This is a genomic window from Posidoniimonas polymericola, assembly GCF_007859935.1.
GTDB classification, from domain to species: Bacteria; Planctomycetota; Planctomycetia; order Pirellulales; family Lacipirellulaceae; genus Posidoniimonas; species Posidoniimonas polymericola.
The window spans coordinates 532,137-544,240 of sequence record NZ_SJPO01000002.1; the positions used below are offsets into that span (position 1 = coordinate 532,137).

General features: G+C 67.7%; 7 protein-coding genes. All 7 read right to left on the reverse strand.

The annotated features are described in order from the left end of the window. Window positions 1-24: 24 nt before the first annotated feature. Window positions 25-3,201 carry an efflux RND transporter permease subunit gene (locus tag Pla123a_RS06000; RefSeq protein ID WP_146584864.1) on the reverse strand — a complete coding sequence of 1,059 codons (3,177 nt, stop codon included), beginning with the start codon at window positions 3,199-3,201 and terminating at the stop codon, window positions 25-27. After that, window positions 3,198-4,577, reverse strand: coding sequence for an efflux RND transporter periplasmic adaptor subunit (locus Pla123a_RS06005; RefSeq protein ID WP_146584866.1), 1,380 nt, complete (start codon window positions 4,575-4,577; stop codon window positions 3,198-3,200). Before Pla123a_RS06005 ends, Pla123a_RS06000 begins: the two co-directional genes overlap by 4 nt. A gap of 214 nt (window positions 4,578-4,791) precedes the next feature. Further along, entirely contained in the window at window positions 4,792-5,628 is an 837-nt protein-coding gene (dapF, locus tag Pla123a_RS06010; RefSeq protein ID WP_146584868.1) for a diaminopimelate epimerase, read from the reverse strand. A gap of 36 nt (window positions 5,629-5,664) precedes the next feature. Next, the gene (locus Pla123a_RS06015; protein WP_146584870.1) at window positions 5,665-6,696 is read right to left on the reverse strand and encodes a S66 peptidase family protein; all 1,032 of its coding nucleotides are present in this window, start codon (window positions 6,694-6,696) and stop codon (window positions 5,665-5,667) included. A gap of 28 nt (window positions 6,697-6,724) precedes the next feature. Next, window positions 6,725-7,945, reverse strand: a complete 1,221-nt coding sequence (locus tag Pla123a_RS06020; RefSeq protein WP_197527720.1) for a dipeptidase — start codon at window positions 7,943-7,945, stop codon at window positions 6,725-6,727. Window positions 7,946-7,967: 22 nt separating this feature from the next. Next, a complete protein-coding gene (locus Pla123a_RS06025; RefSeq protein WP_146584872.1) occupies window positions 7,968-10,358 on the reverse strand; it encodes a golvesin C-terminal-like domain-containing protein in 2,391 nt (796 codons plus the stop codon). Window positions 10,359-10,366: 8 nt separating this feature from the next. Continuing rightward, window positions 10,367-12,097, reverse strand: coding sequence for a gamma-glutamyltransferase (gene ggt / locus Pla123a_RS06030; protein WP_197527721.1), 1,731 nt, complete (start codon window positions 12,095-12,097; stop codon window positions 10,367-10,369). Window positions 12,098-12,104: the final 7 nt, after the last annotated feature.

Consider the following 12,104-nt stretch of genomic DNA (forward strand, 5'->3'; position numbering starts at 1 on the left):
GCAGAGTTGGCGGCTAGTTAATGGCTAGTTGTCCACAGCCGACTTCCCCTTCGGGGCGGCTTCGGCGGGCGTCCGCCAGGATACCATAGCCCGCAGCAGCACGTAGAAAACAGGCGTCAGCAGAAGGCCGACCACGGTGACGCCGAGCATGCCGCTGAACACCGTGGTGCCGAGCACGCGTCGCATCTCGGATCCGGCTCCGGTCGCGATCAGCAGCGGCACCACGCCGAGCACGAACGAGAGGGCCGTCATCAGGATTGCCCGCAGCCGCAGGCGGCACGCCTCGACCGCGGCGTCGACGCGCGAATGGCCCTCGTCCTCCAGCGTCTTGGCGAACTCGACGATCAGGATTGCGTTCTTGCAGGCCAGGGCGACCAGCACCACCAGCCCGATCTGCGTGAGGATGTTGTTGTCCATGCCGCGGAGCCAAATGCCAAACAGCCCAAACAGCAAGCAGAGCGGCACGATCAGGATGATCGCGAGCGGCAGCAGCCAGCTCTCATACTGAGCGGCGAGCGTCAGGAACACGAACAGCACGCACGCCGGAAAAATGTACATCGCCATGTCGCCGGCCTTGCGTTCCTGGTAGGCCAGGTCGGTCCATTCCAGGCCGAAGCCCGGCGGCAGATTCTCCTCAGCGATCCGGTCAACCGCCTGCATCGCCGCGCCGGTGCTGACGCCGGGCAGCGTGCTGCCGTTGATGTCCGCGGCGGGGAACAGGTTGTAGCGGACGACGCGGTCGGGGGCGGTGCGGCGCTGCACCTCGGCGACCGTGCCAACCGGCACCAGCGCGCCGTCGGTGCTGCGGGTGCGGAGTCGGTAGACGTCGTTGATGTCGTCGCGGAAGCGGTGGTCGGCCTGTGCGGTGACGCGGTAGGTGCGGCCGAGCAGGTTGAAGTCGTTCACGTAGACCGAGCCGAGGTACACCTGCAGGGCCTCGAAAACGGCGCCCACGGGCACGTCCAGCATCTCGGCTTTCTGGCGGTCGATGTCGACGAACAGCTGCGGGGCGTCGGCCCTGAAGGTGCTGAACACCTGCACGAGCCCGGGCTCTTGGTTCGCGGCGGCCAGCATGGCGTTGGCCGCGTCGCGGAGCGCGGCGAAGCCGGCGCCGGAGCGGTCCTGCACCTGCGCCTTGAAGCCGCCGGCGTTGCCGATGCCACGCACCGGTGGGGGCGGCAGCACAAAGATGCCGGCGTCCTTGATTGTGCTGATACGCTTCCGCAAATCGGCCAGCACGACGTCGGATGTCAGCCCCTGGGCGGCGCGGTCGGACGCGTCGTCCAACGCGGTGAACACGGCCGCCGCATTCGAGTTGTTGGTGCGGGTGGCGCCCGAGAAGCCGGCGAAGGCGACCGCGTTGCGGACGCCGGGCGTCTCCATCGAGAGCTTGCTGATCTGCCGCACAACCTCGTCGGTCCGGCCGAGCGAAGCGCTGTCGGGCAGCTGGGCCACCACAATAAAGTAGCCCTGGTCCTGGTCGGGGATAAAGCCGGGGGGGATGGCCTGGCTCGCGTAGAAGCCGCCGCCCAGCACGGCCGCGTAGATTACGACGGCCAGCAGGGTGACCCGCATGGTCCGCCGCACAAACCCGGCGTACAGGTTTTCAGACCAGGCGAATACCTTGTTGAACGGACGGAAGAACCAGCCGAACAGCAGGTTGAAGAAGCGGGTGAAGAGGCCTGGCTTGGCGTCCAGCGGGCGGAGCAGCAGCCCGCACATGGCCGGCGTCAGCGTCAGCGAAACGAACGTCGAAATCGTGGTGGCGCCGGCGATCGTCAGCGCGAACTGGCGGTAGAACTCGCCGCTGATGCCGGGCAGGAAACTAGTCGGCACGAACACCGAGATCAGCACGAGCGTGGTGGCGATCAGGGCCGACCCGACCTCGGTCATCGCTTGCTTGGTGGCGTCTTTGGGGGCGAGCCCCTTGGCGATCAGCCGCTCCACGTTCTCGACGACGACAATCGCGTCGTCCACCACGACGCCGATCGCGAGAACCAGCCCGAATAGCGACAAGTTGTTCAGGCTGAAACCAAACGCCCGCATCATGGCGAACGCCCCGATCAGCGAGATCGGGATCGCCATAATCGGGATCAGGGTCGCCTGCCAGCGCTGCAGGAAGATGAACACGGTCAGCACCACCAGCAGGGTGGCGATGATCAGCGTGCTAAAGACCTCGTTGATCGAGTCTTCGACGAAGTCCATTGGGTTGTAGACGATGCGGTAGTCGATGCCGGGCGGAAAGTCCTTGCTGACCTCTCCCATCACCCGCTTCACCTCGTGGGCGGTCGCGACGCCGTTGGCGCCGGCGCGGGCGAAAACCAGGATCGCCACGGCGTTCTGGCTGTCGAGGTAGCTGTTGACGTCGTAGCTCTCGGCTCCGAGCTCGATGTCCGCGACGTCCTGCAGCCGCGTGAGACGGCCGTCGTCGCCCGCCTTGACGACGATCTCACCGAACTCGTCGGCGGTGCGGAGCCGGCCCTTGCTGGAGATGGCGAGCTGGAACGCCGCTTGCTCCTCAACCGGCGGCTGGCCCAGCGAGCCGGCCGAGACCTGCACGTTCTGCTCGCGGAGCGCAGCGATCACCTCGCCGGCCGTCATCTCCCGCGCAGCGATCTGCTCGATGTCGAGCCACACCCGCATGCTGTACTGGGCCCCGCCGAACACGGTCAGGTCGCCGACGCCGGGCAGCCGGGCGAGCGCGTCTCGGACGTGCAAGTAGGCGTAGTTGCTGATGTAGAGCTGATCCCGGCTGTCGTCGGGCGAGATCATGTGCACGACCAGCAGCAGCTCGGGCGAGCTCTTGCGGGTCGTGACGCCGAGTTGGCGGGTCTCGGCCGGGAGCCGGGGCTCGGCCACCGCGACGCGGTTCTGCACCAGCACCTGGGCGTCGTCGGGGTCGGCGCCGAGTTCGAACGTGACCGTGATCTGCAGCGAGCCGTCTGGGGTCGACTGAGACTCCATGTACAGCATCCCCTCGACGCCGTTGATCTCCTGCTCGAGCGGCGTCGCGACGGTCGCGGCGATGATCTCGGGGGTCGCGCCGGGGTAGCTGGCGCGGACCACGACCGTCGGCAGCGCGATGTCAGGGTACTGAGAAACCGGCAGCTGGGTGTAGCTGATCGCCCCCAACAGGACGACAACCGTCGACAGCACGGTCGCGAAGATCGGCCTGTCGATGAAGAAGTGGGCGAATCTCAACCTGCCGTCCCCTCGGTGCTGGCCGTCCTGGCGGTTGGCAGCGAAGCCGGCTGGGCGGTCAGCCACTCCTGTTTCGGCACCGGCTGATAGGTCGTGGGCAGGCCGTCGCCGCTGCTGGCGGTGACCTCGGTGATGTCTGGCGAGAGCGGCGCGCCGGCGCGGACCATCTGCAGGCCCCCAACGACAACCTCATCGCCGTGTTCGATTCCTTGACGCACGACCCGCAGGCCGTGCGACATCGGTCCAAGCTCGACCAGGCGGCGTTCCGCCTTGCTGCCCTCGCCGACGACGTACACAAATTGTTCCGACTGGTCGAACCCGACCGCGGAGTCGGGGATCAGCAGGGCTTCGTACTGGCCGCTCCCCGGGATACGGATCTTGGCGAACATGCCGGGCGACAGCAACTGGTCGGGGTTGGGGAAGATCGCCCTGCCCCGCATCGTGCCGGTCGACTCGTCGACGCGGTTGTCCACAAAGTCCATGTGACCCTTGTGAGGAAACCCCGACTCGTCAACGAGCGACAAGAAGACCGGGTTCTTCACGTCCCGCGAGCTGCCGCGCTGCCCGCTCTTTGCGAGCCGCGTGTACTTGAGCAACGCCCGTTCGTTGGCGTCGAAGTAGCAGTGGATCGGGTCGAGAGAGACGATGGTCGTGAGCAGCGTTGAGCCGGGGATGCCGCCGGTGATCAGGTTGCCGGTTGTGGCGTAGCGGCGGCTGATCCGCCCCCCGATCGGCGCGTCGATCTGCGTGTAAGAGACATTCAGCCAGGCGGTCCGGACGGCCGCTTCGGCAGAGGTGACCGCGGCCTTGGCGGCCACTACCCGAGCCTTGGACGATTCGATGATCGCGTCGGCCGCGTTGAGGTCGGCCTCGGCCTGCTGGCGTTCGCTCTCCATGATGTCGAGCTCGTCGCCGGTGATGGCGCCGGTTGGCGCCAACGGCTTGGCGCGTTTGAGCCGCGAGTTCGCCAGGTCGAGACGCGCCTGGACCTGGCCGCGCTCGGCCTCGCTCTGAAGGACAAAGGCCTGGGCCTCGGCGTGGTCGGCCTGGGCTTGGTTGAGGCCGGCCTCGGCCTCGGCGAGCTGAGCCTCGAACGGGCGCGGGTCGATTAGGAACAGCGGTTCGCCCTTGCGGACGATCTGCCCCTCCTCGAAGTAGTGTTCCATCAGGTAGCCGCTGACATTCGCCCGGACATCTACCGACTCGACCGCTTCCAGGCGGCCGATGTACGGGTCCCAATCGACCAGCTCCATCACCACCGGCCTGGCGACCTTCACTTGCGGCGGAGGGGGCGCGCCAGCGGGGCCGGATTGTTTCGGGGCGCCGCAGCCAATCAGGCAGGCGAGGGCCAGCGGCAACAACTGCGTGGGCTTCATCAGATTCGCGTGGAGGGGGGGGGGCGCCAGCGGGCAGGGGGAGGACGCGCCGCGGGAGGGGATGGTTCACTATAGGGCGGCTGCACAGGTCGGACAAACGCGTTGCGGAAGTCCGACTTCGTTAGCGTCTGAGAGATTAGCGCGCGAATGATATCGCCAGTTGGACACGCAGGGCCCCTGGTGGGTTCGCGCACCGCTGGCGCCGCCGCCGCGGCTAGCAGGGCCACTCGCCAGAAAAGACCTCAACCGCCGGGCCGGTCATCCAGACCCGGTCGGTCTGGCCGTCCCACTCCAAGAGCAGGTCCCCGCCGAGCAGGTGGTTGAGGATCTTGCGTTCGGTGCGGCCGGTCAGCACGCCGGCCACGCAGACCGCCGAGGCGCCGGTGCCGCATGCCCAGGTCTCGCCCGAGCCGCGTTCCCAGGTCCGCTGCCGGACCTCGGTGGGGGAGAGCACCTCGACAAACTCGACATTGGTCGCTTGGGGGAAGACCTCGTGGGTTTCGAGCTTGGGGCCGAGCCCCAGCACCCAGTCATCAGTAGCCTGATCGACAAACACGACGCAGTGCGGGTTGCCCATTGAGACGCACGTCACTCGCACCTCGCGACCGTCAACCGTCAGCGGGATGTCGGCAAGCGGCTCCCCCGCCAGGGTGGTGGGGAGCTGTGCAGGAGCGAGCCGCGGCGGCCCCATGTTGACCCGTACCTGCTCAACCAATCCATCGGACACCGTAAGATACGCGGTGAGCACGCCGGCGAGGGTCTCGACCTTGAGCTCCGGGTTGCGGCACACGCCGTGGTCGTAGGTGTACTTGGCGACGCAGCGGATGCCGTTGCCGCACATCTCGGCCTCGCCGCCGTTCGAGTTGAACATCCGCATCCGCACGTCGCCCACGTCCGAGGGCAGGATGAGGATCAGCCCGTCCCCGCCGACGCCGAACCGCCGGTCCGCGATCCGACGCGCCAGTCCCGGCAGGTCCTCGGGCAGCGACTCCTCGAAGCCGTTGACATAAACGTAGTCGTTGCCGGCGCCGTGCATCTTGGTGAATCGCATCTGCTCAAACCGCTTGCAGGAGAGTGGAGGCGAGGGCTACTCGACCGAAACGGGGTTCTCGAGCACCTCGAACGTCAGTGCTTCGGCGTCGAGTCGGCAGGGGACACCGAACGGCACGGTCCCGTTCTGCGAGACATGGCCCGCGGCGAAGTTCGAGACCACCGGGTACGGAGCGTCGGCGAAGTAGTCGTCGAAAACTTGTGCGAGCGACAGACTCCCCTCGTCGTCCTTCTCGTCGCAGTCTCGGAACTGCCCCAGCACCACGCCCGCCAGCTTATCGAGCTTGCCGGCCAGCTTGAGTTGACTCAGCATCCGGTCGATGCGGTAGGGGGCCTCGCGCACATCTTCGACAAACAGGATGCGGCCGTCGGTGATGACCTCGTACGGAGTGCCGATGGTCGCCGCCAGCAGCGACAGGTTGCCGCCGGTCGCAGTCGCCTCGACTCTTCCGCCGGCGATTCGCTTCAGCGGGCCGACGCTCGCGGGCTGCTCGTACCGGAACCCCTGCGGGCCCGTGTTCTCCGACGCCAGGATGTTGCGCCAGAAGTACTTGGCGGAGTACGGCGTGAGGTCATCGTCCGAGCCCAGTCCGTACTGCGGGTTCGGCGAGTGGAATGTCACCAGGTTGCACTTGGCGGCAATCGCTAGGTGCAGGGCGGTGATGTCGCTGAAGCCGATCACGATCTTCGGGTGTCTGGCGATCTCTTCCCAGTCGAGCAGCGGCAGCATCCGAGTGACGCCGTAGCCGCCGGTGCCGGGGAAGACCGCGTCGACCTCCGGATCGCGGAACGCCCGCATCAGCTCCTCCGCACGTTCTTCATCCGTGCCGGCGAGGTAGCCGCGCTGGCGGAAGAGGGTGTCGGGGACGACGACCTTGAAGCCCCGTTCCTGGAGCCGCTCGACCGCGAGCATCACACGCTTCTTGTTCAACTCGCCGGCCGGAGCGACCAGCATGATGGTGTCGCCAGGTCGCAGCGCGCGGGGGCGGGTAGGGGGCTCGGCGTTCACGTGGCACGCGGCGAGCATTAGTGCCAGCGCGGGGGCGAGGCGGCAGAGGTAAGCGATCATAGGTGTGGGCTCGATTTTGCAGTCCGGCTTAGTTGTCCGCGGCTTTTTCTTCGACGGCCTTCATGACGCGGAGGATGTTGCCGCTGAGGACCTTGGCGATCTGCTCTTCGGTGTAGCCCCGGTCGAGCATGCCCTGGGTGAGGTAGGGGTAGCAGCTGACGTCCTCGAGCTGCTTCGGCAGCACACTGACGCCGTCGTAGTCGGAGCCGATGCCGACGTGATCGATGCCCGCGACCTTGACCGCGTGGTCGATGTGGTCGAGGACGTCGTGGATGGTGCCGGTGGGCATCGGCTTGTCGCCGGTCAGCTCCTCCAGGCGGCGTTTGATCGCCTCGTCGTCGTCGTTGAGTTCCTGCTCGAGCTTCTTGCGGAGGTTGAACTTCTTGGTGTAGACGTCGCTCGCCTCGGGGACGACGAAGCCGGAGAAGAAGTTGATCATCACGACCCCGCCGTTCTTCGGCATCCGCTCGAGCACGTCGTCGGGGACGTTTCGCGGGTGGTTGGCGACCGCCCGGCAGGACGAGTGCGAGAAGATCACCGGCGCAGCGGTCGTGTCGAGCGTCTGGTGCATGGTCTCGGCAGAGACGTGCGAGATGTCGACCATCATTCCGAGCCGGTTCATCTCGCGGATCACCTCCTTGCCAAACTCGGACAGGCCGCCGGCGCGGCTGTCGTCGGTGGCGGAGTCGGCCCAGTCGAGCGAGTCCGAGTGGGTCAGCGTCATGTAGCGGGCGCCGCGCTCGTAGAGCTGGTGGAGCGTGGCGAGCGACCCCTCGATGCAGTGGCCCCCCTCGACCCCGATCAGCGAGGCGATCTTGCCGTCGGTCAGGCACTGGTTGATGTCGTCGGTCGTCAGGGCGAGCCGCAGGTCCTGGGGGTACCGCCGCACCATCTGCTTGACCAGGTCAATCTGCTCGAGCGTGGTCAGCAGGGCCGTGCCCCGCCGGGCGGTGCTGACCGGCACCCAGACCGACCAGAACTGGATCCCGACCCCACCCTCCTTCATCCGCGGGATGTCGGTTTGGAGTGAGGGTTGCAGCTGGCCGATGTCGAGTCGGTCGAGGTTGGAGTCGCCCTTGGTGCGGATCTCCCACGGCAGGTCGTTGTGCCCGTCGGCCACTGGCGTCTTGGCGTGGATCTGACGCGCCTGGTCGGTCAGAACGATCGGCCCGCGGTCCTTGGCGTTCAGGGGGGTGGGGGCGGCCATTGCCAGGCAGAGCAGCGGGAGGAAGGCGGAAGTGAGCTTCATGATCGTTCGTCTCACGGAAGGGTTATTCGGCTAGTTGGAAGTAGCGGAGCGCCGCCGCCACGACGCTCTTGCGGGTCTGTTGGTCGTCGATCGATTCGAGCGGCGTGGTCATCGCGATCACACGCTGCTTGCCGTCGGTCCGCTGCACCGCGGCGGTCTGATCGCCGCCGAAGGTCAGCGCCGGCTGGCTGCCGCCGTGCGGCCGGATCACGTCGCTGGTCGGCTTCGCTTCGCCACGCTGGACGAGCGGGAACTGGACGCCGGCCAGAGCCGACCCCTCGATCCCGGACGCGTCCGCGCCGCTCGGCGAGTCGGCGACGTACTCTACACCGAGCACCTCGTGGCAGAAATCGCGGCCGTGGTTCAGGTGGTCGAGGTCCCATGCCAGGTCGGCGCCCGAGACAAACATCGCCCCGCCCGACTCGACGTAAGCGCGGGTCGCGGCCTGCTCGTCGGCGTCGAAGGTACGGTCGCGCGACGACTCTTCGCCGAGAACCCAGAAGACCGCGTCGTACCGTGAGAGGTCAACCGCGCCGGCGGCGACCGCCTCGTTCGACGCGCCGTCGACGCCGAGTCGGCTGTTCGCCTCGGCGACGGCGGCAGCGGTGGTCGCGGCGCCGAGGCGCGGGTTGTCGACCCGCGTTCGGACGCGGTCGGCGTGGCCCCCTTCGTAGTGGGGCTGCGTGTCGTTGAGGTAGCGGTCCCAGCGGTCGAACCCGTCGACCACGAGGACGCGTTTGCCGCCGTTCGTCGCTACGCAGGGCAGGGCCTCGGTGGGCGCCGACTCGCCGCCGGCGTTGTACGCGGCCACGCGGAAGGCGTAGGCCTTCGCCGGTTCTAGGCCCGCGACGCTGAACGCCGTGGTCTTCGCGCCGAGAACGCGGCGGCCGCCGTCGAACCCGCGCCCGTTCTCTGAGGTGTACACGACGTAGCCGCTGGGCGGGTCGCCCGCCACCTCGCCCGACGCGGGCGGCTGCCACGTGAGCGTGGCGACGCCGTTCTGCGATGTGTGGACCGAGAGCTCGAGCGGCGTTTCCGGCGGAGAGGTCAGCGGCGTGGCGCCGTTGTCGATCTCGTGGAAGTACTTGATGAGCCCCTGGCACGACGCCTTAGCGATGGCGTCGCGGACCCTGGGGTCGCGGAGCATCTGCGAGTCGGGCTCGTTGTCGTGGAAGCCGGTCTCGATGATGGTGGCGTCGAACTCGTCGTCGATGTACTTGTTGTTCAGCTCGCCGAATTCGATGTCGGCCCGGTCGAGCGTCACGACCTTGCCGCGGTCGAACCAGTCGTGCTCGAAGCGGCCCGGCTGGGCGATCAGGTCGTCGTTGATCTGACGGGCGAGGGTCTCGGCCAGCAGCCGCTGGTGGGGCGTCTCGGAGGTGGCGTAGTTGTTGCCGTTGCGGAGCCCGAGCACCCCGCGGTTCTTGCCGGAGCCGGCGTTAGAGTGGAAGCTGACGAACACGCGGTCCTCGGCAGGGCCGTGGGCCTCGTTGTTCATGTACTTCGCGAAGCGGGGGGTGAGCGAGATGGTCCCCAGCCGGTCGTCGTCGGTGCGGCGGTAGCTGTCGATCGGGATGCCCTGCGCGTGGCCGGCGTGCCACATTACCCAGTAAAGGGCGGCCTCGTCCTCGCGGGGCTGACCAGAGACCCCGCCGCCGCGGTCGATGTCGCCGCGGCCGTTGCCGAAGCGGATCATGTCGGCCACAACAACCGAACCCGGCTCGCTCGACGCGTTGCTGATGGTCACCGAGCCGGCGTTGCCCTTCTCAAAGTAGTACGACCCCAGGTAGACCGGGCCGTGCCCGACGCGGCGGTGGTTGATCGTCACGGTGGTCGTGCCGCCGGCGTGGTGGACCGCGTAGGTCTGGTCGACCGCGCGGTTGTCGCCCGAGGTCACCCAGGTGTAGACCGGCCAGACGCCCGCAGCAGGAAGGTCGGGGCGGTAGACGGCGGTGGCGGTCTCGGCCGCTGTGGTAGTGGCGAACCGGTACGGCTCGGCGTCCTTGGCGCCGAAGTAGACGCCGCTCTGCCCAGGTTTCCAGTCGCCGTGGAACGTGACGCCCGGGTCGGTGTTGTCCATCACCACCTCGTTGGCCTGAGCGCCGACCGGGCGGAGCGGCACCACCGTCGCGCCGGCGCGGAAGATGTGGTCGACGAAGAAGTCCATCTGGTCCTTGTTGCCCAGGTCCTCAACCATACCCAGCAGCAGCGGCCGCTGCGTAGACCACGCGCCGTCCGACTTGTTGTTGGCGGTGTAGCCGTGGCCGCCGTGCACGTACACGATCTTGCCAGAGAGGGCTCCGGTGGGTCGGCCGCCGACATCCACGGGACCTAGCTCGATGTTGGGATCCGCGGCGAATGCGGCGCACGCGGTCGCGGCGAGGGCCGCCAGGGTGAGCATTGGGGTACGCATAATTTGTTTCATGGTTGCGACGACAGGGCGGGGACTCGGGAGGGGGCCAGACGCTCGACGGTCGCCTTGCCCTGGATGCGTGGATCGAAGACCGCGGTAAAGCCGTGCTCGGGGTCGCGGGCAATCATCTGGGCGCGGCCGGCCGACGGCAGCTCGGCCACATCGTGCCCAAGCTTTCGGAAGCGGTCGACCTCGGCGGCGGGCGTGGTGTCCTCGTAGCTCAGCGTGTTCGGACGCCACTGGTGGTGCACCCGCGGGGCGGCGATCGCTTGCTGGGGCGTCATGCCGCGGTCGATGGTATTAATGATCGCCCACAGCACCTGCGTGATGATCTTCGGCCCGCCGGCCGCGCCGACCGTCAGCAGCGGCTCGCCGTTCTCGTCCAGCACGATCGTGGGGCTCATCGAGGAGAGCGGTCGCTTGCCGGCGAAGACCGAGTTGTTTTCGGCTCCGATCAACCCAAAGGCATTCGGGGTGCCGGGGTGGATGGCGAAGTCGTCCATCTCGTTGTTCATCACGACCCCGGTCCCCGGGATCACGACCTTCGAGCCGAACGTGGTGTTAACGGTCGCGGTGATCGCGACCCAGTAGCCGTCCGAGTCGGCGGCGGCGATGTGCGTGGTATGGCGGCCGAACAGGTCCTGTCGCCACTGGGGCGGCTCGCCGTGCGTAGGGACGTCCGTGGCGTGTTCGAGTGAGATTCCCTCGGCTAGCTGCTTGGCGTATCCGACCGACGCGAGCCGCCGCGGCACGTCGACGAAGTCAGAATCGCCAAGCCAGTACGCGCGGTCCGCAAACGCCAGCTTCATCACCTCGCCCACGAGGTGCTTGGCCAGCGCTGGGTCGTCGGCGAACATCTGGCCGAGGTCGAACCCCTCGAGCATGTTCAGCATCTGCGCGACGTGCACACCGCCGGAGCTCGGCGGCGGGAAGCCGACGACCTCGCGCCCGCGGTACCTGCTGTGGATCGGCATGCGGAGCTGCGGGCGGTAGGCGGCCAGGTCGGCGGCGGTCATGATGCCGCCGTTCTCCCGCATCCACTTGTCGGTCGCCTCGGCGAAGGGCCCCTCGTAGAACCACGCGGCGCCCTCGGACGCGATGCCGCGGTAGGTCCGGGCTAGGTCGCGGCGCGTGACCGTCTCACCGGCGGTCGCGGGCTGGTTGTCTTCCCCTAACAGTTCCCGGGCGGACGCCGGGAAGCGGCGCAGGGTCCGCTCCGTTTCTTGCAACGCGGACGCAAGGCTGGGCGAGACAGCGAAGCCCTCTTCGGCCAACTTCGCGCCGGGGGCGAGCAGGTCGGCGAGGTCCAGGGCGCCCAGGCGCTCCGATAGCAGCGCGTAGGCGGCCACCGCGCCGGGTGTGCCCGAGGCGAGCGGCCCCGTCTGACTTAGGTCGGGCCGCGCTTGGCCATCGCGGAGGTACATGTCGCGGGTGGCGGTGGCGGGGGCCGTCTCGCGGCCGTCGATTGCGAGGAACTCGCCGTCGGGTGAGCGGACCAGGATTAGGCAACCGCCGCCGATTCCTGAGTTGTGACCGTCAACCACACCGAGCGTCAACGCTGCAGTGATGGCAGCGTCGACCGCGTTGCCGCCGTCGCGGTAGATCTGTTCGGCGGCGTCGGTAGCCAGCGGGTTGACCGTCGCGACCGCGACCCAGCGGCTGTCGTCCGCGGCAGTCAGGCGACCCGGAAGGCAGAGCAGGGCGACCGCGATTGCTGTGTGTTGAAGTCTGGGGGGCATCATGTTG